This is a genomic window from Aerococcaceae bacterium zg-252 (assembly GCA_016237705.1).
GTDB lineage: Bacteria > Bacillota > Bacilli > Lactobacillales > Aerococcaceae > Globicatella > Globicatella yangjingiae.
Window position 1 is genome coordinate 395,527 of the sequence record CP066204.1, and the last position, 24,928, is coordinate 420,454.

The 24,928-nt window shown below is 35.2% G+C and carries 24 protein-coding genes; 20 read left to right on the forward strand and 4 right to left on the reverse strand.

What is annotated here, in order from left to right; all coding sequences use genetic code 11:
- The first annotated feature begins 203 nt into the window (after positions 1-203).
- The 4 genes from JDW14_01915 to JDW14_01930 all read left to right on the forward strand — a co-directional run bounded on the left by JDW14_01915 (position 204) and on the right by JDW14_01930 (position 3,374).
- Positions 204-419, forward strand: coding sequence for a hypothetical protein (locus JDW14_01915; protein ID QQD65903.1), 216 nt, complete (start codon positions 204-206; stop codon positions 417-419).
- Positions 407-730 (forward strand): hypothetical protein, encoded by a 324-nt coding sequence (locus tag JDW14_01920; GenBank protein QQD65904.1) that lies wholly within the window; start codon positions 407-409, stop codon positions 728-730. Before JDW14_01915 ends, JDW14_01920 begins: the two co-directional genes overlap by 13 nt.
- 299 nt (positions 731-1,029) lie before the next feature.
- Positions 1,030-2,724 (forward strand): ABC transporter ATP-binding protein, encoded by a 1,695-nt coding sequence (locus JDW14_01925; protein ID QQD65905.1) that lies wholly within the window; start codon positions 1,030-1,032, stop codon positions 2,722-2,724.
- Between the two features lie 203 nt (positions 2,725-2,927).
- Positions 2,928-3,374, forward strand: coding sequence for a pyridoxamine 5'-phosphate oxidase family protein (locus JDW14_01930; protein QQD65906.1), 447 nt, complete (start codon positions 2,928-2,930; stop codon positions 3,372-3,374).
- 68 nt (positions 3,375-3,442) lie between these two features.
- Here JDW14_01930 and rpsP read toward each other — a convergent pair whose 3' ends face one another.
- The gene (rpsP, locus tag JDW14_01935; protein QQD65907.1) at positions 3,443-3,706 is read right to left on the reverse strand and encodes a 30S ribosomal protein S16; all 264 of its coding nucleotides are present in this window, start codon (positions 3,704-3,706) and stop codon (positions 3,443-3,445) included.
- A 318-nt stretch (positions 3,707-4,024) separates the two neighbouring features.
- Here rpsP and JDW14_01940 point away from each other — a divergent pair, with 318 nt between their 5' ends.
- Positions 4,025-6,055, forward strand: coding sequence for a M13 family metallopeptidase (locus JDW14_01940; GenBank protein QQD65908.1), 2,031 nt, complete (start codon positions 4,025-4,027; stop codon positions 6,053-6,055).
- Between the two features lie 61 nt (positions 6,056-6,116).
- Here the strand turns inward: JDW14_01940 and JDW14_01945 are convergent, their stop codons facing one another.
- Both JDW14_01945 and JDW14_01950 read right to left on the reverse strand, forming a co-directional pair.
- Entirely contained in the window at positions 6,117-7,292 is a 1,176-nt protein-coding gene (locus JDW14_01945; GenBank protein QQD65909.1) for an iron-containing alcohol dehydrogenase, read from the reverse strand.
- Positions 7,293-7,399: 107 nt separating this feature from the next.
- Positions 7,400-8,773, reverse strand: coding sequence for an MATE family efflux transporter (locus JDW14_01950; protein ID QQD65910.1), 1,374 nt, complete (start codon positions 8,771-8,773; stop codon positions 7,400-7,402).
- A gap of 178 nt (positions 8,774-8,951) precedes the next feature.
- On the opposite strand from JDW14_01950, the gene gorA reads away from it, so the two are divergent.
- Entirely contained in the window at positions 8,952-10,298 is a 1,347-nt protein-coding gene (gorA, locus tag JDW14_01955) for a glutathione-disulfide reductase (GenBank protein QQD65911.1), read from the forward strand.
- Positions 10,299-10,457: 159 nt separating this feature from the next.
- Positions 10,458-10,700, forward strand: a complete 243-nt coding sequence (locus JDW14_01960) for a GlsB/YeaQ/YmgE family stress response membrane protein (GenBank protein ID QQD65912.1) — start codon at positions 10,458-10,460, stop codon at positions 10,698-10,700.
- Between the two features lie 81 nt (positions 10,701-10,781).
- Here JDW14_01960 and JDW14_01965 read toward each other — a convergent pair whose 3' ends face one another.
- The gene (locus tag JDW14_01965) at positions 10,782-11,627 is read right to left on the reverse strand and encodes a DegV family protein (GenBank protein QQD65913.1); all 846 of its coding nucleotides are present in this window, start codon (positions 11,625-11,627) and stop codon (positions 10,782-10,784) included.
- Between the two features lie 359 nt (positions 11,628-11,986).
- Here JDW14_01965 and JDW14_01970 point away from each other — a divergent pair, with 359 nt between their 5' ends.
- The 13 genes from JDW14_01970 to JDW14_02030 all read left to right on the forward strand — a co-directional run bounded on the left by JDW14_01970 (position 11,987) and on the right by JDW14_02030 (position 24,921).
- Complete coding sequence (locus JDW14_01970; GenBank protein QQD65914.1) at positions 11,987-12,610, forward strand: hypothetical protein; 624 nt, start codon at positions 11,987-11,989, stop codon at positions 12,608-12,610.
- Between the two features lie 220 nt (positions 12,611-12,830).
- The gene (locus tag JDW14_01975; GenBank protein QQD65915.1) at positions 12,831-13,502 is read left to right on the forward strand and encodes a YutD family protein; all 672 of its coding nucleotides are present in this window, start codon (positions 12,831-12,833) and stop codon (positions 13,500-13,502) included.
- 28 nt (positions 13,503-13,530) lie between these two features.
- On the forward strand, positions 13,531-14,307 hold the full coding sequence (locus tag JDW14_01980; GenBank protein QQD65916.1) for a TIGR01457 family HAD-type hydrolase: 777 nt from the start codon (positions 13,531-13,533) through the stop codon (positions 14,305-14,307).
- Positions 14,304-14,918 (forward strand): TIGR01906 family membrane protein, encoded by a 615-nt coding sequence (locus JDW14_01985; GenBank protein QQD65917.1) that lies wholly within the window; start codon positions 14,304-14,306, stop codon positions 14,916-14,918. The genes JDW14_01980 and JDW14_01985 overlap by 4 nt, the downstream gene beginning before the upstream one ends.
- A gap of 79 nt (positions 14,919-14,997) precedes the next feature.
- The gene (locus JDW14_01990) at positions 14,998-16,035 is read left to right on the forward strand and encodes a Gfo/Idh/MocA family oxidoreductase (GenBank protein QQD66473.1); all 1,038 of its coding nucleotides are present in this window, start codon (positions 14,998-15,000) and stop codon (positions 16,033-16,035) included.
- Between the two features lie 51 nt (positions 16,036-16,086).
- Complete coding sequence (locus JDW14_01995; protein ID QQD65918.1) at positions 16,087-17,349, forward strand: DEAD/DEAH box helicase; 1,263 nt, start codon at positions 16,087-16,089, stop codon at positions 17,347-17,349.
- Positions 17,350-17,425: 76 nt separating this feature from the next.
- Positions 17,426-18,118, forward strand: a complete 693-nt coding sequence (locus tag JDW14_02000; GenBank protein ID QQD65919.1) for a response regulator transcription factor — start codon at positions 17,426-17,428, stop codon at positions 18,116-18,118.
- A complete protein-coding gene (locus JDW14_02005; GenBank protein ID QQD65920.1) occupies positions 18,111-19,424 on the forward strand; it encodes a GHKL domain-containing protein in 1,314 nt (437 codons plus the stop codon). Before JDW14_02000 ends, JDW14_02005 begins: the two co-directional genes overlap by 8 nt.
- Positions 19,425-19,559: 135 nt before the next feature.
- Positions 19,560-20,135: a PepSY domain-containing protein gene (locus JDW14_02010; GenBank protein QQD65921.1), complete on the forward strand. Its 576-nt coding sequence runs from the start codon at positions 19,560-19,562 to the stop codon at positions 20,133-20,135.
- 144 nt (positions 20,136-20,279) lie between these two features.
- On the forward strand, positions 20,280-21,272 hold the full coding sequence (locus tag JDW14_02015) for a LacI family DNA-binding transcriptional regulator (GenBank protein QQD65922.1): 993 nt from the start codon (positions 20,280-20,282) through the stop codon (positions 21,270-21,272).
- A 194-nt stretch (positions 21,273-21,466) separates the two neighbouring features.
- The gene (locus JDW14_02020; protein ID QQD65923.1) at positions 21,467-22,387 is read left to right on the forward strand and encodes a sugar ABC transporter permease; all 921 of its coding nucleotides are present in this window, start codon (positions 21,467-21,469) and stop codon (positions 22,385-22,387) included.
- A gap of 11 nt (positions 22,388-22,398) precedes the next feature.
- Positions 22,399-23,286 carry a carbohydrate ABC transporter permease gene (locus JDW14_02025; protein ID QQD65924.1) on the forward strand — a complete coding sequence of 296 codons (888 nt, stop codon included), beginning with the start codon at positions 22,399-22,401 and terminating at the stop codon, positions 23,284-23,286.
- A gap of 30 nt (positions 23,287-23,316) precedes the next feature.
- On the forward strand, positions 23,317-24,921 hold the full coding sequence (locus JDW14_02030; GenBank protein QQD65925.1) for an ABC transporter substrate-binding protein: 1,605 nt from the start codon (positions 23,317-23,319) through the stop codon (positions 24,919-24,921).
- Positions 24,922-24,928: the final 7 nt, after the last annotated feature.

A 24,928-nucleotide genomic window follows, 5' to 3' on the forward strand; every position in this document is an offset into this window, starting at 1 on the left:
AGGTAAGTAAAGGTATGTCTTAAGTGTAAATTAAAGTAAGTGTAGTTGAGAAAATTTTGAGCTAGTGTCCGGATAGGATTCTTGATTAATTAGAATTGATGTGACTGAATGATTTTTTAGTGTGCTTCCATGTTTGTTCTTTCATAAACATGATTTTTTGTGTATAATAATTTAAACTTAATTATTTAAAGGAGTAGAATCCTATGAAAAAAATGATGAAGTGTATTACTTTACCATTGTTAGCTGTTACTTTGTCGGGAAGTGTTTTGCCACCTATTGAAGTTTTAGCTGATAGTAGTTCTAATGTTATTTATCAAGCTCCTAGAGAATTTGATTATCAATATTTGAAAGAAGAAAGAAGTATTTGGACAAAAGTTGGTAAAGCTGCTATTAGGGAGGCAGTTAGTTGGATACTATAGATGAATATGTTTTAGATAAGCTAAATTTGATAGAAAGTTCTATTTCTGAATTAGCTGAATTACATGGTCATTCAACTTTAAAACCAGTTTCTGCAAGTCTTTTTTGTTTGGAGAATGGTATTACTTTTGATGAACGAGGAAAAATTATTTTATTATTAAATAGACTATTTTCAGAAGATGAAAATTTTAGCTATTTAGAATTAAAAAGAAATCTAATTAGAGAAGTACCAAAGCTGGCTTTATTATCTGAAGAAGTTTTTGAAGGTATGGTTACCATTTTTAAGAAAATTTATGTTATCGAGGAAGATTAGTCAGACAATGGTGAGGCGGTCTGACTAGCACCCTTTTTGGAGGGGTTTTTTCAACCTATATTATGGAGAATTTCTGTAATATAGGTTTTTTATTTTTGAAACAAAATACACCCCTAAATAAATTAAAAACACATTGCATTTAGATTAGAAAACAGTTATTATTATAATAACTCAAAATCTATTTGAGTGATGTAGAAATTGGAAGAATATGTTAACGATATTTTCATGGAAAAGTAGTTATTTTTCAATTTTGAAGTTTCATTTAGGTGTTAATAGGATAGCTGAGAAAGGGTGTTTTTATGAATTTATTTACAACAAGGCAAAAAGTGAATTTATACTTTTCAATTTTTATTGGCATAATTGGAAGTTTTGTTTCGATTTTGATGCCGAAAATGTTATCAAAGTTGATTGATTTAGAATCATCAACGATTCCTTTGAATATCATTGCTGCCTTAATTGGTATTGTTTTATTACAAATCATCTTAGGTGCTATATCAAACTTAATGACTGTAAAAAATGTTGAATCTGTATTGGTTGGATTTATTAGCCGTGTGCAAGGGCACTTATTGAGAGTGAAAGAAAGTGAACGGCATCAGTTTAATAGTACTGAAATTTCCAGTTTAATCATGACAAATGCGGATATTATTAAAGCATTCTATTCAGTTAGTTTGGTAGAGGTATTAACTAGTATCTTCGTAGTGGTGCCGACATTGGTGTTGTTAATTCTCATTGATTGGAAATTAACTTTATTAATCTTTATACTCTTACCAGTATGGATAATTATTCTTTCACCTTTATCAGCTAGAGTTGAGAAATTATCTCAAGAAACCAATCAAGTAAAAAGTTTTACGATTAGTAAAATGGCAGAGTCATTTTTGCAACGAAAATCAATTAAAGTGAACAATGCAGAAACCTTTGCAAGTGAACAAGTGTTAAATAATTTAGATAAGTTAAAACAGCAGGCAATTAAGGAAAAATTCATTGATAGTATCACAAGACTATTAGCGATTATATTGCTTATTGCAGTTATTGCAGCTATTTTTTACTATGGTTCTCAACGTGTATTAACAGGTTCAATTACAATGGGGGAATTCATTTCATTTTTAATTTATATTTTTATGTTATTGACACCAATGTCTGCGATTAGTCAATTTAGTAATCAGGTTGGAAAGTATAAAGCTGCGATGCAATACTTTGATGAATTAAATCAACTTGTTGAAGAAGAAAAAGGTGGCGAGTTTGTAAGTTTACGTGGTGGAGATATTCGTATTGAAGATTTGAGTTTTAAATACCATGAAGATGAAAATAATGTGTTTGAAAATCTGTCGCTAACTGTTCAATCGAATCAATTAACAGCTTTAGTTGGGCCGTCAGGTGCAGGAAAATCGACTTTAATTCAAATGATTTTACGTTTATATGAGCCGACAGATGGTGCCATTGTATATAATGGGCAATTGTCAGAATCCGTATCCATTAAATCGTTACGAGAGCAAATTGCATGGCTATCGCAAGATAATGTGTTGCTAAATGCTAGTATTCGTGAAAATCTAATATATTCATTAGCAGCAGTGCCAGATGAACAGCAGTTATGGAATGTTTTGGAACGAGTTGACTTGAAAGAAATGGTAGAAAATTTACCGAATCAGTTAGACAGTGAAGTTGGAGAAATGGGTTCTAATCTTTCTGGTGGGCAAAAGCAACGTTTACAATTTGCTAGAGCATTATTAGAGAAAGCACCAGTCATTATTCTTGATGAGGCAACTGCTCATTTGGATAGTCAATCTGAAAAAATAATTGTGAATATTATTGAAGAGATGAGAAAAGAAACAACATTTTTTGTTATATCACATCGCTTGTCAACAACGCAAACAGCAGATAAAATTTACTTCCTAGATAAAGGTGGTAAGATTACAGGAGAAGGTACGCATTACGAATTGATGAATAATCATTCAACGTATGCAAAATTTGTAGAGAATCAGATGATTAATAGCTAAATTTATATTGAATTGGGCAAAAAGTTTGAATAATGCAACAGATGACATCGTGATTACTGAAATGAAGTCTGTTGGTATTTGGAACTTCTTGCTCTGTTTTTATTTGGCAAGGTGGAATTAGAAATCTGTAGATTAATCTTTTTGAAAAGGGTTTAATCATGTGGTGATTGTGATATAATTAATATAAAAGAAAGGGTGACAATATGAAAGTAAATGATATTTTATCCATTTTGCAAAAAGATATGAAAGTAGCTGTTTTTGCGACAGTTGATAAAGACGGAAAACCTCATGCTCGTCATGCACATATTGGGGTAGCGAATGAACAAGGTATTTTCTTTATGACAAGTCCAAAAACGAATTTTTATCAACAAATGGCTCATAATCCACATGTTGCCATTACAGCGATGTCACAAGATGATTACTTGATTCAAGTGATTCGTATTGAGGGGAAAGTCAGAGAAATTGGGCGAGAACGTTTGACTGAAGTGTTAAAAGATAATCCATTTGTTAAGCATGTTTACCCAACTGAAAGTGATATTGCGGGTGTTCAAGTGTTTCACTTATACGAGGGAGAGGGTTTCTACCATAGTATGACGCAAGGACATAAATATGTTTTTAAAATTAATGAGCATGTAACTGGAGTAGAGTAGGAAAGATACACAAAAAGACCGACTTGATAAGCAAACTTATCAAGTCGGTTTAATCATCTCACGATTCATTATTTTGATTCGTGGAATTTTTTCATGATTCCAGCTTTAGATAATAAGCTACGAACTGTGTCAGATGGTTGAGCACCATTTCCTAACCATTTTAAAGCTAATTCTTCTTTTACGTCTAAAGTTGCTGGTTCTGTTAATGGGTTGTAGATACCGATTTGTTCGATAATACGACCGTCACGTGGAGAACGAGAGTCTGCAACAACGATTCTGTAGAAAGGTTTTTTCTTAGCACCCATACGTTTTAAACGGATTTTTACTGCCATGTGTTTTTCACCTCCATAAATATCATTCACAATTAAGAATTATAGCAGAGAAAAAGAAGTCTGTAAAGTATTTTTCCTTTACAGACTAAAAAAATTTGAGCAATGTATCGTAAATTATCTAAAGAAGTACTCATTTGTTGTATAAAATGTTTTTTTTTTTTTGAATATTTTTTTGCAAACATTAGGTGAGAAAAGTATTTGATAAATCAATATTATAAACGGTTGCATAAATAAATTGAAGTTGATTATAATTATAAAATATGATAAATTACATTTATATCTAAAGATATTATAAACATAGAAAGAGAGAATGATGTTATGAAAAGAAATAAAAAAATCGCATTATTATTAGCGTCAACATTATTGTTATCGACAGTATCTTCTAGCTTTTTAGTAGACGGATTACTAGTAAGAGCGGAAGAAACAACGGCTGTAGAAGAATCAAATGCTGAATCTTTATCTCCTAAGACGGATTTATATCAATTTGTAAATGCAGATTGGTTGGCACAAGCAACAATTCAAGCAGATAGTTTATCAGTGGATAGCTTTTCTGAGATTCAAGACAAAGTAGAAGAAACATTAAAAGAAGATGTGAAAAAGATTGTGGCAGGTGAGATTCAATTACCTGATACCTATCATCAAAACTTCGTAAATCTATATCAAATCGTTAACAATGTTGAGCGTCGTAATGAAGAGGGTGCAGCACCAGCAAAACCATATTTGGATAAAATTGCTAGCATTGCATCTGTTGATGATTTAAGAAATTATATTATTAACGAATCAAGCAACTTTGCTTTACCAGCTCCAATTACTTTTGGTATTATCAATAATCCAAAAAAATCAGATGAACAAATGTTTGCAGTAGGACAACCAAGTTTATTATTACCAGCTAAAGATTATTATGCTGATGAAACGCAAAAAGCTCAATTATTTGATTTATTAACACAAACAACGATTCCAGTTTTAGTTGGTATGGGATATTCAGAAGAAGAGGCTGCAACCTTAATGCAACAAGCGATTACTTTCGATGCATTATTAGTTCCATACGCACGTACTTCGGCTGAATCGGCAGATATTACAACACAAATCAATGAACGTTCATTGGAAGAATTAGGTGGCTATTCTGAAAGTTTAAAATTAAATGAATTAGTTACGACAATTTTAGGAACAGATGATGTAGAACATTTAATTGTGACGCATCCAGAGTACTATGAAGCGATTAATGATGTAGTGAATGAAGAGAATCTTGGATTAATTAAATCATGGATGACGGTTTTAACAGCAAGAGAATTAGCAAGTTTCTTATCTGAAGAGTTATATACTGCGAATCAACAGTATACAATGGCTTTAACAGGGGTTCAAGAATTTTCAACAGGTGAAGATTTAGCCTTTGATGTCGCAACAGCTAACTATGATGAAGTTATTGGTCAATATTATGGTCAAACTTATTTTGGTGAAGAGGCACGTCAACAAGTAACTGAAATGGTAACGAATATTATTGCCGTTTATCGTGAGCGTTTGGCGAAAAATGACTGGTTAAGTCAAGCGACAATCGATGGTGCGATTAAAAAATTAGATAATTTAAGTGTCAATATCGGTTATCCTGATAAAATTTCAGATGTATATGACTTATTAAGTTTTGATACTGAAAAATCATGGTTAGAGAATGTAATGGAAAATCGTCGTGTCCGCAATGAGTATGCTATTGAACATTATTCAGAGCCAGTGGATAAGAGCTTATGGGGTATGGGCGCTCAGACCGTCAATGCGTTCTATTCACCATTAAGTAATGGTATTTACTTCCCAGCAGCCTTTTTACAAGCACCATTTTATAGTATTGAACAAACACCAAGTCAAAATTATGGTGGAATTGGTGCAGTTATTGCACATGAGATTTCGCATGCTTTTGACACAAATGGAGCTTTATTTGATGAAAATGGTAATATGAATAACTGGTGGACAGAAGAAGATTTTGCGAAATTCGAAGAAAAAACACAAGCGTTTGTGACACAATGGTCTGGTTTAGAAGTAGCTGGCAATCCGGTAAATGCAGAATTAACATTGACAGAAAATATCGCTGATGCAGGGGGAATTTCAGCATCATTAGAAGCATTAATGAAACAAGAAGGTGCTGATGCAAAAGAATTTTTCTTCAGCTGGGCTCGTAACTGGCGTCAAAACATTCGTCCAGAAGCCTTAGCGATGATTATGGCAACAGATGAGCATGCACCAAATCCATTGAGAGCTAATATGCAAGTTCGTAACTTAGATTTATTCCATGAAGTGTTTGAAACTAAAGAAGGCGATGCAATGTATTTAGCACCAGAAGAAAGAATTAGTTTATGGTAATTTACAATTAGAATTATAACAAGCCGTATCGAAATGGATACGGCTTGTTTGTCTTTTTTGATTAAAGCATCATACGAAAAATAGCTGCAACATCTGCTTCGTTTAAGGAAACGAAACCACCTATATGACCGGAACGGTCATTGCCATAACAAGCACGATGTGCCATTTTTTCGATGTCTTCTTCTTTTCCACCTAATTCAGCTAAGTTTTTCGGCATGCCAATTGAAATTAAAAATTGGCGGAATGCCTCAATACCTGCTTTAGCAGTGCGTTCAGGATTTTCAAAATCCATTTGACAGCCCCATACACGAACAGCTATTTGTGCAAAACGCATGACATTATGGGATAAGTTATACGTAAAGACAGCCGGCATAACGACAGCAAGGCCTGCTCCATGTGCACAGTCATATTCAGCGGATAATTCGTGTTCAATATCATGGCTTGCCCAGTCATGAGTACGTCCTACGCCACAAGAATCATTATGTGCCATCATACCCGCCCACATTAAGTTTGCACGTGACTCGTAGTTATCGGGATTTTCCATTGCCTTTTGCCCCTCAGAAATCAAAGCTAATAATAAGCCTTCAATCATGCGGTCGGTTACTTCGACATTTTCAGTATTTGTTAAGTAACGTTCGTACAAATGTGCCATCATATCAGTAATCCCACAGGCAGTTTGATAGGCAGATAAGGTTAAAGTTAAGGACGGATTTAAAATCGAAAAGACTGGTCTTAATGCCTCACCGGAAGCGTCACGTTTCAACATATCTTCCTCTTTGGTAATCACAGCGTCAAGCGACCCCTCACTACCGGCTGCTGAAATAGTTAAAATTGTACCGATAGGCAATGCCTTATTAACGGGCTTTCCTGTAAAAAAGTCCCAAAAATCTCCGTCATAAATAGCTCCAGCTGCAATAGCTTTTGCAGAGTCAATTGCACTGCCACCACCGACGGCTAGTACAAAGTCAATGTTTTCTCTTTTACATAATTCAATGCCCTCATAAACAAGACTACTACGTGGATTTGGCATTGCACCTCCTAAGGTTACATAGTCGATATTTTCAGTAGCGAGAGCATGGGTAACTCGGTCTAATAAACCTGAGCGTACAACTGAACCACCACCATAATGAATGAGAACCTTTGTTCCGCCGAATCGTTTTACTAATTTGCCAACTTCGTGTTCTTTATCTTTTCCAAAAGCAAAATAAGTTGGGGCATAAAAATTAAAATTATCCATGACCAATCCTCCGTCAAATTTGATAGTACTATTATATAACGGAGTTAAGTATTTCGAAAGAAAAAACATACCCTTAAAGTGACAACAATAAGAGTATGTTCGATAAGTTAAATAATTTCTTCCCATTGATAGTAGCGATAAGCGATATAGGCAAATAATACGGTTAATCCATTGGATAGTAACATGGCTATCCAAATACCAGTGGACTCTAATGATGTAAAATGGCTGAAAATCCAGATGAATGGTAAACGTAAAAACCATAAGCGTCCAATTGCCATATACATAGAATAATTCGTTTTCCCTACACCTTGGAAAAAACCACTAAATCCAGAGAATAAGCCCATAAAGAAGATAATAAAGGCAGAAAAATATAAATATTCGCTGGCTTGTATCCATAGATTGTGATTGCTGCTATCTGTAATAAAAATTGACAGCAATGGGTCTTTGAATAAAAAGATTGCTAGCGATGATACGGCGGAAATCAATAAGACGATGTGCAATGTTTTTGTAAAGATTGCTTTAGCACGGTCAAATTGTTTTGCTCCGACATTTTGCCCAATCAATGATGTTAATGCCATTCCAATTCCCATTTGTGGTTGTGTCATTAAATCTGATAGGCGATTACCCATTGAAAAGGCTGCTAAGGTATCTGTTCCGTATGATTGAATTAAACCATTCAAGACAGTAAAGCCCATTGCTGCTCCACCATAACCGAAAGCACTTGGTAGTGCAATTTTACTAAGTGTGTGGATGCTTGCCCAATTAAAGTGAAAATTAAGCGTTAATCGTGGAATGCGTGAGCGATTTTGTACGGTATATGCAGCGAGTATGAGTAAGACTATTTTTGAAATAACCGTTGCCCAAGCTGCTCCAGCGATTCCCATGTCCAATCCGGGTACATTGATAAGTGGGATTGTTTTAAAAATTAATAATGGGTCGAGAATAACATTGAGTAAAGAAGAAATGGTACTAATAGCAGTAATCATTTTTGTTTGACCCTCAGCATTTAAGACTGCTTGATAGGCAAAATAACCAAAATCAAAAAATAGACCGATAAAATTTATTTTTAGATAGGTAATGCTTTTTGTTGCAAATTCTCCGGCGCCTCCCATCCACTGGACAAAGAGTGGAGAAGCAAAATAACCAATGACTGAAAAAATAAGGCCGATAACTATTGAAAGATTGAGAGCATTTTGTGCATATTGATGTGCTTGCTGTTCTTTTTTAGCTCCTAAATTTTGAGCAATTAGTGTGGTAGCACCGACACCAATCCCCATACCCAATGAGATAAATAAGAAATTTAATGGCCAGACAAATGCAGTGGCTGCAAAATCGTCTGAAGATAGTTGGGCGACGTATAGGCCGTCTGTCAAGTTGTATAGTGTTCGAATTAAGTTATTAAGCATTAAAGGTGCCGAAATCGTTAAAATGGTTTTCGTAATCGGCCCCTCTAACATTAAATTGGGTTTTGTTTGTTTCATATTATTAATCACCAACGAGTATTATAACAACTTCGATAATTATTTGCACGTGTTAAATATTATAGTTCGCTCGGATTGGCTTGACGTCCACTTCTTGAAGTGCTTTGAGCAAAATGGTTTTTGATACTGCTGGCTTGTGTTACATTATTAATAGTGCAAAAAGGAAGAAGGAATAACAATGCGAGAATATGATTTAATTACAATTGGTGGTGGTAGTGGTGGAATTGCGACTGCTAATCGTGCAGCACAATATGGAGCTAAAGTAGCTGTAATCGAAGCCAATTTAATTGGTGGGACTTGTGTTAATGTTGGGTGTGTTCCCAAAAAAGTAAGCTGGTATGCAGCTAAAATCAATGAAGCCATTCATCATTATGGCCCTGGCTATGGTTTTACAGTAGAAAATGCTCAATTTGATTTTCAGCAATTTTTAGCAGCACGAAACGGTTATGTAGAGCGTTCACGCAATAGTTATGATAATGCCTTTACTAATAATGGGGTTGAAGTCATTGACGGTTATGCGACTTTCGTTAATCAAAATGAAGTAGAAGTAAATGGTGAGCGTATCCGTGCTAAACATATTGTAATTGCAACTGGTGGAAGACCGAGCATGCCAGATGTAAAAGGAATTGAATTAACGGATAATTCCGATGATTTCTTTGAATGGCAAGCATTGCCAGAGTCAGTATTAGTTGTTGGGGCTGGATATATTGCCGTTGAGTTAGCCGGAGTATTGCATTCGCTTGGTGTTGATACTAAATTAGCTGTACGTTATGAGCGACCACTACGCACATTTGACCGTATGTTAACGGACGGTTTAGTCGAAGCAATGGAGAAAAATGGGCCGACTTTATTGACGAATACTACGATTGATGAGTACCGAAAAAATGGGGATAAAATTGAATGTTTAATGCAGGGGAAAGTAGTGGCGACAGTAGATAAAGTGGTTGTTGCGATTGGTCGCAAACCGAATGTGGAGCATTTAAAATTAGAAAATGCAGGTGTTGCCTTAGATGAACGTGGATATATTCAAGTTGATGAACAACATCAAACTTCTACACCTGGTATTTATGCGATTGGGGATGTCATTGGAAAAGTTGATTTGACCCCAGTAGCGATTAAAGCTGGACGTCAAGTATCGGAGTATTTATTTAATCAAGCGTCAACGGCGAGTATTTCGTATGAGTTAATTCCAACGGTTGTCTTCAGTCATCCACCGATTGGTACGATTGGTTTAACAGAAGAAGAGGCATTGAAACAATTTGGCGAAGCGGATATTAAAATATATCGTAGTAAATTCTTCTCAATGTACGCATCGGCTAGTGGACATCGTGAACCTTGTTATTTTAAATTAGTATGTCAAGGACCAGATGAAGTTGTAGTTGGGCTTCATGGGATTGGTGAAGGGGTCGACGAAATGATTCAAGGATTTGGTGTTGCCATGAAAATGAAAGCCACGAAAGCAGATTTTGATGCAGTAGTAGCGATTCATCCGACTGGTAGTGAAGAATTTGTGACCATGCGTTGAGTGGATAATGAAATAAATGACTTGTCCAGTTTTAGCATAGAGAAGTGTATGCGAGTGTATATTATTTGAAAAGTCTTAAGAAATATTTTAGAATTAATATAATTAATTGATGATTTTTAGTTTTTGCAGATATATTATCGCAATAAAGGAGTGAATGAAATGATTGGATCATTAATCGTTGGTGGTATCTTAGGTTGGTTAGCCGGTGTTATTTTAGATCGTGATGTTCCAGGTGGGATTATCGGTAATATTATTGCCGGTTTCCTAGGTGGTTGGATTGGTAATCAATTATTCGGTCCGATTGGTCCGGTATGGGGTGGCTTTAGCGTGGTTTCAACTCTGCTAGGAGCTATTTTATTACTTATTGTCATGAGCTATTTATCTAGACGTAAACGTCGATAGTTTGAAAAATGGTTTAACTTACGCAATAACAAAAACATCGAGTATCACTACGGGTACTCGATGCTTTTTGTATTGAAAAAATTATGCCTTTTGATAACCAATCATTAAACCACCACGTTGTGCGTAGTAGCTGCATAGACCACTTGTTTGATTAATTTCAATGTCAGCTTGTGGATATTGTGCTAATACTAATGTTTTAAATTCTTCTGCAATAGTTTCGTTTAAACAATGTGATACGATAATTTTACCATTATCATAACCTTTTTGTTTTAATTCTTCTAATAATAATTTTAATGCACGTTTTGAGCCTTTCGACTTATGAATAACTTCAATTTGTCCTACTTCACTGCGTTCTCCGATTAAGCGAATACCTAATAAACCAATCATTGAACCAACTAGCTTATTAAGACGTCCATTTTTAACTAGATTATCTACTGATTCTAACATGAATAACAATGCTGTTTTTTCATGATAGGCTTTCAATAAATTCACTACATTGTCAAAATCTACATCACTTGTTGCTAATTCAATGGCTTTGTTAATCAATAAATCAACTTCAGAACCTGCAGAAAGCGAATCAAAAATGAAAATATTTTTTGTAGGGTCTTGTTCTAATACTGTTTCTTTGGCTAACATGGCACTATTATAACTGCCTGATAAGCCACTTGATAGAGTGAAACAAATAATATTGTCAGCATCAGCAAATGCTTTTGCATACGTATCTGGTGCAGGGCAAGCACTCGAAGAACCGAGTTTACTGCTTTCCATGGTATCCATTAAGTATGGGATTTTTTCTAGGTCATTATCGATAAATAATTCAGTACCAATATTAATTAATAATGGTACAACTTCAAAACCAACTTCTTCATTAATTTGTGAATTTAGGCGAATATTTGCGCCTGAATCTGTAACAATTTTCCATTTCATTTTGTCTACCTCCTATTTTGGATAGCTCGGGCTAACTCGGTGTCCACTTCATAATATACTCTTGTGCATTATTCGCACAATGATATTTTGCCTCGCACTATGTTCTAAGATGCGGCAAAAATGAGTATCATAGCTAAGAACACTCATTGATTATTATAAGACGTTCTTTATGAGTCATGCTCAATTTTTAGGAAACCTTTTTACCTAGTATATAAGACTTATTGTTAAACTGCAAATATTTTGAAAGTATTTACAGTGAATTTATTGAAATTGTTTTCATTTACCGTTACAATAGGCTTATAAATGTTTTTATTTGTTTAATGAGCATTTTAAACGGTGCTTAAAGGAGGAAAAGTGTCATGCTTTTAGGAGATTTGCATCCATCAAATTTACTTTTGGTATTATTTTTATTTTTTGGAACGATTGCTGTTGGATTTGCAACAATTGGTGAAACGCATTATGCGATTATTTCACTTGTATTAGCTGCGATTATTCATTTTTTCAATGATTCTTATGCGAATGCTAATCAGCGTGAGGACGCTCAAGTTGCATTTGGACTAGAATTAGAAGCATTAAGTAAAATGGTCACATATGGTTTAGCGCCAGTTAGCTTATTAATTCGCATTACAGATGGTTCTGTGGCTGCATTGGTGATTAGTGCGTTTTATCTCTTGGCTGTTGCTGTGAGAATTGCACATTTTAATCGTCCAATTGAATTGCAAGGCGAGTTAGAATTAGGAACAATTTATGGCTTACCACTTGTTTCAATTGCAATGGCATTACCGATTTTGTCATTGATTAGTTGGGCTATACCACTCAATATAGCAAGTATTCTTTGGTTACTTGTCTATGCTGTATTGTTGGTGGGATTTGTGATTAAATATCCATTACCAAAAATTCCGGCAAAGTATAAGTTTGCTTTACTGGGCTTAGGTTTGGTCGCTGTTATTTTATTAATTATTCAAGGAACGTTAATTAAATAGTTAAGTTTTACATCAAAAAAAAGTTATGGTACTCATTTTATGTAATGTGTATCATAACTTTTTTTGATGTAAAGAATAGGTTCGAAACTATATCTTCATTTATGAACGGCTAACTGTTATAATGGTAAAGAAACATGGAAGAAGTATCGGTTAAGAAACTACCTATATTGAATGATAAATTGAACAAAACGATACTTAAAGTATAAGGAGGCTGTCAATAATGAAGCATCGACCAGTTGATACAATTACGACGCAAATCGAATCGATTTTAACATCAATTACGACGGAAGCAACAGAATCTGAAAAAAATGTCTACTTAATTGATGACACAACAATACAAATTAATCAGCAAATTTATCGTGTAGTGAAAGATTATCGTGAGGGTTTTGATTTTGTGGCATTTGAAGCACGTTATCAAGATTACTTTGAAAAATTTGATTTTATTGTGGGCGATTGGGGATACGAACAATTAAGATTGCGTGGATTTTATCAATTAAATCGTCGTAAAGTACCACGTGAGCAAACGATTGATTATTTAGAAGATTACTTAAAGGAATATTGTAATTTTGGATGTAAATACTTTGTGTTGGCGAAAGAAGAGGCATTATTGAAATATAATCAATTAACGCAAGCACCAACTCAATCTACGAAACAATTAACTAAAGCTGCGACTAAACAAATTCAAACACGCAGCACGAAAGAACAAGAAATTGTTCCGTCAGTCAAAGTGAAACCAGCTAAAAAAGCTAAAGCACGAGATAATTTTCAAATTAAGCAATCGAAACACAAAAAAACACAGGCAGAGCAGTCACCGAAACCAGTTGATAATAAAGTATCGGTAGTGGCACAAACAAATAAACGTAAGTTTGTAATTAAACAACATTCAAAATAATATATAGAAACATTAAGGTGGAAAAGCGTTGAAACAGTATAAAGCATATTTAATTGATTTAGACGGAACGGTTTATTTTGGTAAAAATCGTATTCCAACAGCTGAACAGTTTATCAAAAAATTATTGGCAGCGGATATTCCATTATTATTTATGACTAATAATGCGACGAAAAGTCCGCAAGAAGTTGCTGATAATTTAGTCACTAACTATGATTTGCCAGTGACGGCAGAGCATTGTTATACTTCGGCTTTAGCATTAATCGATTATTTGAATGCACATCATTCAGATGCCAGAGTGCATGTGGTGGGGGAACCGTCCTTGGTTAATTTGATTAAAGAAGCGGGCTATACTATCGACCAAACGAATCAAGCAGATGTAGTGGTACAAGCATTAAATCGTCAAGCAACCTATGAATCGCTCGCAATGGCAGCTCAAGCGATTCGAAATGGGGCTGCTTTTCTTGTGACGAATACTGACCGTAGTATCCCAACGGAAAATGGCATGATGCCAAGTTCCGGTGCTTTAACGGCATTTTTACAATACACAACACGTGTCGAGCCGGTGGTTATGGGTAAGCCGTATCGTCCAATTTTAGATGGTTGTCTGAACCGATTAGGTCTGAATGTCGAAGATGTTTTAATGATTGGTGACAATTATGAAACGGATATTCGAGTGGGATTAGATGCTGGAATGGACACCTTATTAGTGTTAACAGGGGTGACGACAGCTGCTGATGTTTCAAATTTTCCTGTAGCACCGACCTATGTATTGAATAATTTATCGGAGTGGGAGTTGGGTGAATGAATCAAATCAGATATGCAGTAGCAGCTATTGTGAAGAGTTTGGTGATACTCAGTTTATCCATTTCGTTAGTAGTTTTGACGGGTCAGTGGAGTTACCGTTTGTTTACGACAGTCTATGATGTTGCGACACCTATGGGATTGAGCAACACTCAATTGTTTGTTAATATCGACCATTTGATGCATTATTTAATTTCGCCATTCCAAGCGACTTTGTCCTTTGCTAATTTTTCCAGTTCAGCTGGGGGATTACAGCATTTTGTAGAAGTGAAACGATTGATGCAGTGGAATTTTATGCTAAGTATTATCGGTATCGTTTATCTAATTTGGTCATTGAGAACGAAGCGAACAAAACGTATTGCGTATTATGCACAACAATGGTTAAAATTAACAGCATATTTTCCATTGATTTTACTCTTTTTTATTGTGATAGCCTTTGATAAATTGTTTGTGCTATTTCATCAATTGTTTTTCAGAAATGATTTATGGTTATTTAATCCGAATACAGACCCAATCATTAATGTGCTGCCACAATCATTGTTTATGATGTATTTTGTTTTAGCGATTATTGTCTATGAAGTGATTGTGTGGCTATATCGTAAGAGTATTAAGTAGAGATAAATTCAGTAATGTGTAAATGAGATGACCGAGTGTTATCAAGATGATTAAAAAAATTGAGAAAGAAAGGTGTATTATGCTGAATGTTGGAACCATTGGGACTTCCTGGATTACAGAACAATTTATACAAGCATTGAAATTGACACGACGGTATCATATTAAAGGTGTCTATTCTAGGAATGCTAATAGTGCCCAAGACATTGCAACCTTTTATCATGCAGATTATTATACTGACCAGCTAAATAATTTATTGTATGACCCTGAAATTGATGTCATTTATATAGCGAGTCCGAATAGTTTGCATTTTGAACAAGCTATGGCAGCCATTCGTGCTGGCAAACATGTGATTGTTGAGAAACCTGCATTTTCTTCAGTAAGAGAATGGCATGAAGCACATGAATTTGCTAAAGAACAAGGTGTTAAAATATTTGAAGCAGCGCTGCATTATCATAGTCGCAATTATCGCCGTTTGCGACAGTTAGTGCGTAATTTACAAAAAGGGCATTCACATCCTTTCGTGGGAGCTAATTTCAATATCGGGCAGTATTCGTCTAAGTATGAACAATATGTTGATTCGATGAAAGGAAAAGTGGAAGAGCCGAATGTTTTTAATCTTGATTTTTCAGGGGGCTCGTTAATGGACATCGGTGTGTATCCATTATATGTGGCATTGGACTTGTTTGGTATGCCAGAAGCAGTGAATTATCATACAGTAAAGGGTGCGAATTTAGTTGATTTATTTGGAATGGCAATTTTGACGTATCATAAGTTCCAAGTGAATATTTTTATTTCAAAAGCAGTACATTCAGTGATGCCAAGTGAAATTTATTTTGATGATGAAACGATTGTTATCGAGGGAATTACACGAATTGCGAGTGTGCGACTGATTAATAAATCGGGTCAAGAGGCAAAAGTAATTGAGTATCGTCCAGAAAATGTGATGTACGATGAATTGATTGCATTTAGTGAAATCATTGAAGAACCGGATAATATGCAGCAACAAGTGCGGTATGAAGACTGGAAACAATTGAGTCTGCAAGTAGCACAAGTAATGGAACAATTACGTCATTCTGCTGGTATCTATCTAGGGTCTGAAGAAAATTATTTAGGCTAGATATTGATGCAGTGGGCGTAAGGGATAGTCGATAAGTTCAAGGAGAAAAATATGTTGGAACAATTAAATAGTGTGTTAAAGACACATTGGCAAAACAAAGGGTTTGAGTCCGCAACAGCGATTCAAACTTTATTATATCAGCCGATTCAAGACGGAAAGTCATTAGTTGCCATTTCACCGACAGGTTCGGGTAAGACATTGGCTTATTTATTGCCAATTTTATCAACGGTTCAAGCTGACCAAAGTTTACAGGTTATCATTTTGGCACCGTCACAAGAACTTGTCAAACAAATTAGTACCGTTGTTCAAGAATGGGGCGAATTACTAGGTATTCATTGCTTGCCTATTTTAGGAAATGCTAATTTGAAACGTCAATTGGAGGCTTTAAAAGAGCGACCAGAAGTGATTGTGGCAACGCCAGGAAGACTGCAAGAGATTGCACAACAGTCGAGAAAAGTGAAGTTTCATCAAGTGAAAACAATTGTATTAGATGAGGGTGACTATTTACTAGAAGATTCGCAAGAAGAAGCAGTGAATGCGATTGTGAAACGTTTGATGCGTGATGTGCAAAAAGTATGGGTTAGTGCTACTTATGGTCCGGCATTGCAACGTATCGTTGAAGAACAGGGATTAGCATTGTATCAGCAATCTGATGAAAATACGATGAATATTAAGCATGTTGCCATTTTGACGCAAAATCGTCAGAAAGGTCAGCAATTAAAACGTCTTGCTCAAGTTGAAGGAATGCAAGCTATTGTATTTTTTGAACAGGTGAGTGAATTAGAAACCATTGCAGCGAAACTGATTTTTGAAAATGTATCGGTTGGGTTACTGCATGGGCAATTGTCAAAAATGGAACGTGAACGTTCGATTACAGCGTTTAGAAATGGCGAATTAACGTATCTGTTGACCACAGATGTTGCAGCTCGAGGATTGGATATTGCTGATTTACCGGCAGTAATTCATTTCAATCGAGTATCTGATGTTCGGACTTATACACATCGTTCGGGAAGAACTGGACGTATGGGCAAACAGGGGATGGTTATTTCATTGGTCAATGAGCAAGAATTACGTGATTTGAATGAAATGCTCGTTTCAGAAATGATTGCATTGGAACCTTATACAACGTATAAAGGGGCTTTGATGTCGGAATTAGAGCGTAATCAGTTGCGTGACGAAGAGATAAATAAGCCAGTTAAAGTGGTTAAGAAAGCAACGAAAAAACGACCAGTGGTCACTACTAATGAAAAAGTAAAGAAAAAAAATCGCCGTCGTGATACTAAAAATAAAGGTAAGCGACGTCCTAAGCAATAGATAATGAATGGAGTGTGGCTGTACGTAGTGTTGGGCTCACTCTTTTTTATCGAAATTTGAATCATGCGAGGAGGTTATGTGCGTGAAATTATTAGTTATTGAAGATGAGTTAAGTTTAGCTGCTTTTATACAAAAGGAATTGATGTTTGAAGGGTACGAAACGCATGTGATTCATGACGGTAAGGAAGCATGGGAATATATCCAAACGCATCTTGAAGAAATTGATATTTTATTGTTGGATTGGATGTTACCAGGTTATGACGGTGTGACATTAGCTCGACGTATCCGAAAAATTAGTGTGATACCGATTATTATGATGACAGCACGTGACCAGACGCATGATATTATTATGGGATTAGATTCAGGTATTGATGATTATTTGACGAAACCATTTGATGTAGAAGTATTATTTGCTCGGATTCGTGTGATTGAGCGTCGTCTGCAAACGCAATCTAAAACACAATCGCAGCTGATTTATCAAGGATTGCTCTTGGATACAGCTAGACATCAAGTGTTAATCGATGATGTGACGATTGACTTGACACCAAAAGAATTTGGAATTTTATATGAATTGATGAAAGAACCAGAAGTGGTGAAAACACGTGATGATTTGTTGAATGCTATTTGGGGTTATGAGTATGACGGACAAACTAATGTGGTGGACGTTTATATACGTAATTTACGCAATAAATTGGGTGCAGACACCTATGGGCAATTACTAAAAACTGTTCGTGGTGTCGGATATGTTATGAGGAATGAAGATGCGTAAACCAATTCAATCTGTCAAAATTATTTTAGCCAAAAAATTGACTAAGATAATGGCACTTATTATTTTACTGACGAGTTTTGTATTTAGTAGTGTTGCATTGTTTAGTATTTATCGCTATATGGGTGAACAAGCTGAAACAATCGTGGAAGCAGTCGAAGTCGGTCAATCTTCAGGAGAAAATTGGTTGGCACTAATGAATGCGTATTTAGCACACGAAGACGACAATGTGATGATGATTGAGATGAAAGACGGTCGCCGTTATTTTTCTCGAGGTGCTAGAGAGACATTTCTTGCGTTAGCGTCTAAACGAAAGTGGGGGCATTTAGTTTTTCTTGAGCAGGGTGCTTACTATATTGTTCAAGATACAAATGATGATTACCGACTCAGTGTCGCTATTGAGGCGTCAGCGTTAATGACACTGTTTTGGCGATTGTTTTGGAGTACCTTATGTTTACTGATTGTATTAATGGTAGCTGGTGCAGGATATATTTACTGGAAATCACGTGACTGGAGTGAAGAAATGCTTGATTTAACTAATCGTATTAAGCAATTATCACCGTTGACAGACGAGCATTTACCAACAGATTATGCGATTGCTGAATTGAATGATATTGCGATTGCCTTTAATTCTTTACTACAAGCTCAACGGGCAGCCGTTTTGAGAGAGCAGACCTTTGTGGTTAATGCGTCGCATGATTTAAAAACACCGATTGCGGCGATACGAGGGCATGTTAATTTAATTAAACGACGTGGGGCAAAAAATCCTGAAATTATTGCTGAATCGCTTGATTATATTGACAATGAGTCGAAACGAATGGAACAATTAGTTCAGCAATTATTATCTTTAGCAAAAGCCGAAGTTGTACAGCCGAAACAAATGGAAGCATTAGGGCAATGGATTAAAGAAGAAGTGGTTCATTTGACTCGAAATGCGTCACAAACCATTCATATTCAAGTGGATGAAACAATCTATATGGAAACTTCATTGCACTATTGGCGTCCGATTGTGTCTAATTTGATTGAAAATGCTATTAATTATTCTAAATCGAGTGATATGATTATTATTCAATTTTATGAAGATGATAATCGTCTTTACTTTATTGTTTCGGATACAGGTGAGGGAATTCCGACAGATGAGAAAGAGCGTATTTTTGACCGTTTTTATCGTGGAGAGCATTCGCAGCGTCAAGGAAGTGGTATTGGTTTGTCGATTGTAAGGGCGATGACTGAACAATTGCATGGAACTATTTCAGTGAAAGATTATCAGCCAAAAGGTGTTTCGTTTGAAGTAGTGATTCCAAAATGAAGAAATCTTCATGTTATATTTATCAAAATGAAGAGCAACAAAATGCGTTCTACCATAAAATAGGATTATCAACTCAAACAGAGTAGAACAACGAGCGTCATTTTAGCGAGTTGGAAGTAAAGGAGAACGATAAATATGAAAAAATTAGTTTTAGCAGCGTTAATGACTGGAACATTCCTAATGCCAGTACCGAATGGTATGGCGCAAGAAGCGACAACACAAGCCGTAGCGAGCAGTAATGCTACGTTGAAAACGGACGTGTTAAAAGGATTGATGACCTTTGAAGAAGTGGTAGCAGCTTATCAAAAAGAGTTTCCAAATACTGATATTCAATCAATTGAATTAGAACGTCAATTGGATAAGTGGGTAGTGAGTGTTGAGGGCTTAGATAATGATAATGAGTATGACATAAAATTCAATGCGACAACAAAAGAAGTCATCTCTAAAGGAAGTTCTCCATTAGACACTGATGAAGCGAATGGAATTGAACGTGAAAAAGAAAAAATAGAGTTAAATAAATTAAGTTCATTTGATGATGCGGCACAAGTAGCATTAGCTGAAGTTACATCAGGCGAAGTGATGAAATGGGATTTAGAACGTGATAATGGTGTTACTTACTGGGAAGTAACGATTAAAGATGGGCAACAAGTATACGAAGTTCGTTTAGATGCATATAGTAAAAAAGTATTAGAAGTAGAGATTGATGATTAATCTCTATTAATCAAACAAAGTAAAGGATTGAGCAAATAATGTACTGACATGAACGGCTCAATCCTTTTTGTTTGTGAACAAATTGAAAAGCCCTTACATTTTTTTCATAACCGTGATATAATGGCGAAGAAGTGAGGTGATTATATGGCTACGATGAAAGATGTAGCAGAATTAGCAGGTGTTAGTTTAGGGACGGTATCACGTGTTATTAATCATGCACCCGGTATTAAGCCGATAACACTTGCAAAAGTAGAGGCAGCTATTCAACAATTAGCGTATGTTCCTGATGAATATGCACGTGGTATGAAGTTGAATCGAACTAATACGGTTGCACTCATTGTTCCGACTATTTGGCATCCGTTTTTCGGAGAATTTTCTTATTATGTTGAACGAGAGTTAAGTGCACGTGAAATTAAATTATTGCTTTGTAATAGTGAGGGTGCGACAAAAGAAGTAGAGTATATTAAGATGTTACAACAAAATAAGGTGGACGGTATTATTGCGATAACTTATTCGTCGATTGAAGAGTACTTATCATCGAATATACCATTTGTCAGTATTGACCGAATGTTTCCAGGTATGGAAATTGCTTGTGTAGCATCTGATAATCAATATGGTGCAGAATTAGCAGCTCAGACACTTATTGAAAAAGGTTGTCAGCATCTAGCATTTATTGGGACACATAATGATACTGCCAATGAAACGAAAAAACGTCGATTATACTTTGAAAAAGCAGTTCGTTCGGCGAATAAAAAAATCTCGATATTGGATTTGGAAGAGCCGATTGACAACTTATCACGACATATTGAGCGGTTTTTAACAGAGCATGAAACGATTGACGGTATTTTTGCAATTAATGATTTTGTTGCGTTAGATACATTAGCGATTATTCGAAAATTACAACGGAAAGTACCAGATGAGATACAAGTAATCGGATATGACGGCATTCGTTTGGCGAGCGAACGAGAATATGTAGTGTCAACGATTAAGCAACCACTAGAACAAATGGCAAAAAAAGCGATTGATATGCTACTTAATATTATTGACCAGAAACCACACATGCAACAAATTTTAATACCGGGGGAATATATTGAAGGCCCTACTACTAAATCGAATAAAATAATTGAGAAAAAGTAGAAAAAGCTGTTGACAAAAGACACCATTTTGTATACACTTACATTGTAGTCGGGAAGCGACAGCAAATTTTTTTAAAATAAAAATGAAACGTTTCAAAAATAGGTAGATTAGTCGTGTGTTGTTATGAAAATGAGGGCACACATTTATTATTAAAATAAAAATGAAACGTTTCAAAAAAACAAGGAGGAGTAGAAATGACGCAAGTGATGCGACGAAAAGAAACATTTCTGGATAAACTGAAAAGGCAGAAAGTCTTATTATTAATGTTATTACCGGGATTGTTATTAACTTTTATTTTTAGATATATTCCGATGTACGGTGTATTGATTGCGTTTAAAGATTATAATCCAATGCGTGGTATTTTAGGTAGTAATTGGGTAGGATTTAAAGAATTTACCAAGTTTTTATCAGCCCCTAATTTAGGCTTGTTAGTTGCCAATACCTTAAAACTAAGTGTGTTCGGATTATTATGGGGTTTCTTACCACCAATTATTTTAGCGATTATGCTAAATCAATTAGGTAGTGACAAGTTAAAACGTCGAATTCAATTAATCTTATACGCACCAAACTTTATTTCGGTGGTCGTTATTGTCGGGATGATTTTCTTATTCTTCTCGATTGACGGACCAATCAATCGTTTATTATCTACTGTAGGTATCAATATTAATTTTATGACAAATCCAGACTACTTTAGATCTTTATATATCGGAAGTGGAATTTGGCAAGGAATGGGTTGGGCTTCGACTTTATATACAGCGACACTCGTCAATGTTAGTCCGTCATTAATTGAAGCTGCCAAATTAGACGGTGCGAATATTTTCCAACGTATTTGGCATATTGATTTACCAACATTGAAACCGGTAATGGTTATTCAATTTATTTTAGCAGCCGGTAATATTATGAGTGTTGGTTATGAAAAAGCATATTTGATGCAAACATCATTGAACTTGACAGCATCGGAAATTATTTCGACTTATGTTTATAAACAAGGTCTTGTATCTGGTAACTATTCATACTCAACAGCTGTCGGATTAATCAATACAGTCATCAATATTATTTTATTAGTAATTGTAAATAAAACAGTAAAACACCTTAATGACGGTGAAGGATTATAGGAGGTAGACATATGAATTCAGCAATGCAAACAGATTTTGACCGTCGTGTCTTAATTATCAATCGAATTTTAATCGGCTTAATTGTGCTGATTACTTTTGTGCCATTAATTTATATTTTAGCTGCTTCCTTTATGAATCCAACAGCACTATTAAATAAAGGGATTAGTTTTGACCCACGTGACTGGACTTTAGACGGTTATCAACGTGTATTATCAGATTCTTCAATCTTACGTGGTTTTTTCAACTCAATCTTTTATTCTGTTACATTTTCAGTTTTAACGGTTGCTGTTTCAATGTTAACAGCCTATCCGTTATCAAAAAAAGATTTAATCGGACGTAAATGGATTAACTTATTCTTAATTATTACAATGTTCTTCGGTGGGGGATTAGTTCCTACTTACTTATTGGTAAAACAATTGGGAATGTTAAATACGGTTTGGGCGATTATTATCCCTGGAGCTGTGAATGTATGGAATATCATTTTAATTCGTACTTATGTGCAAACATTACCAGAGGAATTAATGGAAGCTGCCGTAATTGACGGAGCGAATGAATTTCAAATTTTCATTAAAATCATTGTGCCACTAGCAAAACCAATTATGTTTGTGCTATTCCTATATGCCTTTGTAGGTCAATGGAACTCATACTTTGATGCAATGATTTACTTAAAAGATCCAAACTTAGAGCCATTGCAGTTAGTATTGCGTAAAATCTTAATTCAAAACCAACCAAATCAAGAAATGATTGGTACAAATACAGCGATGATAGATATTCAACGATTAGCAGAAATGATTAAATATGCAACAATTGTCATTTCAAGTTTACCATTGTTGATTATGTATCCATTCTTCCAAAAATACTTTGATAAAGGTATTTTAGTCGGTTCATTAAAAGGATAAAAATTAAAAAATATTTAGGAGGAAATTATCATGAAAATGAAAAAAGTAGGTTTATTAATGGTAAGCACTATGGTGTTAGCAGCTTGTGGGAATACAGCTCAAGGGCCGTCAAGTCCAGATTACAAATTATCAAATGTGACATTGCCATTGAAAGATAAAGTAACATTGAAAATTACGACAGGTAGCTCACCATTAGCACCTGCTGACCCTAACGATAAATTAATCTACAAACGTTTAGAAGAAGCAACAAATGTACATATTGATTGGACGAACTATTCAACGGATTATGCTGAAAAACGTAATTTAGATATTTCAAGTGGTGACCTACCAGATGCGTTCTTAAATGCTAGTGCATCTGATGTTGACTTAATTAAATGGGCGAAAAATGGTGTAATTATTCCTTTAGAAGATTTAATTGACCAACATATGCCGAATTTGAAGAAAATCTTTGATGAAAATCCACAATATCGTGCAATGGTAACAGCTCCTGACGGACATATTTATTCATTACCATGGATTGAAGAATTAGGTGCAGATAAAGAATCTATTCACAGTGTTAACGACATGGCTTGGATTAATACGGATTGGTTGAAAAAATTAGGTTTAGAAATGCCAAAAACAACGGAAGATTTAGTAAAAGTATTAGAAGCATTTAAAAATGAAGATCCAAATGGAAATGGTCAAGCAGACGAAATTCCTTTAGCGTTCATCAACAATGGTGGAAATGAAGACTTCAAGATTTTAATGGGTGCTTTTGGTATCGGTGATAATGATGACCACCTTGTTGTTGGCAACGATAAAAAAGTTGACTTTACAGCAGATAATGAAGAATACAAAACAGGTATTAAATTCATGCGTGATTTGTATGAACGTGGTTTATTAGATAGTGAAGCATTCGAACAAGATTGGAATACATATATTGCGAAAGGTTCTGAACATCGCTACGGTGTTTACTTCACTTGGGATAAAGCTAATGTTACAGGTATGAATGATAGCTATGATGTATTACCAGTTTTAGAAGGACCTACTGGTGTGAAACATATTACACGTACAAATAACTTTGGTTTCCAACGTGGTCGTGCCGTTATTACAAGTGCGAATAAAAACTTAGAATTAACTGCGAAATGGTTAGATCAAATGTATGTTCCAATTCAATCAGTTCAAAACAACTGGGGTACATATGGTGATGAAACACAACAAAACATTTTTGAGTTTGATGAAGCAACACAATCATTGAAACATTTACCATTAGACGGTACAGCACCAGGTGAATTACGTCAAAAAACAGAAGTTGGTGGACCATTAGCAATCTTAGATGAGTACTATGGTAAAGTGACAACAATGCCAGATGATGCAAAATGGCGTCTAGACTTAATGCACGCAACTTATGTGCCATTTATGAATAATGACTACAACTACCCACGTGTATTTATGGAAGCAGAAGATTTAGAAACAATTGAATTGATTGAAGCTGACTTAATGGAATATGTGAACCGTAAACGTTCAGAATGGATTGTAAATGGTAATATTGATGCTGAATGGGATGAATATTTATCTGAATTAGAACGTTTCCGTTTACCAGAATGGTTAAAAATCAAACAACAATACTTTGATGCTTATTTAGCAAATCAATAATAAGAGG

What these genes read in the sequence shown, in the direction of transcription:
- gorA (QQD65911.1), top strand. Translation starts at nt 8,952, where the DNA reads ATGCGAGAATATGATTTAATTACAATTGGTGGTGGTAGTGGTGGAATT.
- JDW14_01950 (QQD65910.1), bottom strand. Translation starts at nt 8,773, where the DNA reads ATGAAACAAACAAAACCCAATTTAATGTTAGAGGGGCCGATTACGAAA.
- JDW14_01960 (QQD65912.1), top strand. Translation starts at nt 10,458, where the DNA reads ATGATTGGATCATTAATCGTTGGTGGTATCTTAGGTTGGTTAGCCGGT.
- JDW14_02010 (QQD65921.1), top strand. Translation starts at nt 19,560, where the DNA reads ATGAAAAAATTAGTTTTAGCAGCGTTAATGACTGGAACATTCCTAATG.
- JDW14_01945 (QQD65909.1), bottom strand. Translation starts at nt 7,292, where the DNA reads ATGGATAATTTTAATTTTTATGCCCCAACTTATTTTGCTTTTGGAAAA.
- JDW14_02005 (QQD65920.1), top strand. Translation starts at nt 18,111, where the DNA reads ATGCGTAAACCAATTCAATCTGTCAAAATTATTTTAGCCAAAAAATTG.
- JDW14_02030 (QQD65925.1), top strand. Translation starts at nt 23,317, where the DNA reads ATGAAAATGAAAAAAGTAGGTTTATTAATGGTAAGCACTATGGTGTTA.
- JDW14_01925 (QQD65905.1), top strand. Translation starts at nt 1,030, where the DNA reads ATGAATTTATTTACAACAAGGCAAAAAGTGAATTTATACTTTTCAATT.
- JDW14_01940 (QQD65908.1), top strand. Translation starts at nt 4,025, where the DNA reads ATGAAAAGAAATAAAAAAATCGCATTATTATTAGCGTCAACATTATTG.
- JDW14_01930 (QQD65906.1), top strand. Translation starts at nt 2,928, where the DNA reads ATGAAAGTAAATGATATTTTATCCATTTTGCAAAAAGATATGAAAGTA.
- JDW14_01995 (QQD65918.1), top strand. Translation starts at nt 16,087, where the DNA reads ATGTTGGAACAATTAAATAGTGTGTTAAAGACACATTGGCAAAACAAA.
- JDW14_02020 (QQD65923.1), top strand. Translation starts at nt 21,467, where the DNA reads ATGACGCAAGTGATGCGACGAAAAGAAACATTTCTGGATAAACTGAAA.
- JDW14_01985 (QQD65917.1), top strand. Translation starts at nt 14,304, where the DNA reads ATGAATCAAATCAGATATGCAGTAGCAGCTATTGTGAAGAGTTTGGTG.
- JDW14_02015 (QQD65922.1), top strand. Translation starts at nt 20,280, where the DNA reads ATGGCTACGATGAAAGATGTAGCAGAATTAGCAGGTGTTAGTTTAGGG.
- JDW14_01970 (QQD65914.1), top strand. Translation starts at nt 11,987, where the DNA reads ATGCTTTTAGGAGATTTGCATCCATCAAATTTACTTTTGGTATTATTT.
- JDW14_01915 (QQD65903.1), top strand. Translation starts at nt 204, where the DNA reads ATGAAAAAAATGATGAAGTGTATTACTTTACCATTGTTAGCTGTTACT.
- JDW14_02025 (QQD65924.1), top strand. Translation starts at nt 22,399, where the DNA reads ATGAATTCAGCAATGCAAACAGATTTTGACCGTCGTGTCTTAATTATC.
- JDW14_01990 (QQD66473.1), top strand. Translation starts at nt 14,998, where the DNA reads ATGCTGAATGTTGGAACCATTGGGACTTCCTGGATTACAGAACAATTT.
- rpsP (QQD65907.1), bottom strand. Translation starts at nt 3,706, where the DNA reads ATGGCAGTAAAAATCCGTTTAAAACGTATGGGTGCTAAGAAAAAACCT.
- JDW14_01975 (QQD65915.1), top strand. Translation starts at nt 12,831, where the DNA reads ATGAAGCATCGACCAGTTGATACAATTACGACGCAAATCGAATCGATT.
- JDW14_01965 (QQD65913.1), bottom strand. Translation starts at nt 11,627, where the DNA reads ATGAAATGGAAAATTGTTACAGATTCAGGCGCAAATATTCGCCTAAAT.
- JDW14_02000 (QQD65919.1), top strand. Translation starts at nt 17,426, where the DNA reads ATGTGCGTGAAATTATTAGTTATTGAAGATGAGTTAAGTTTAGCTGCT.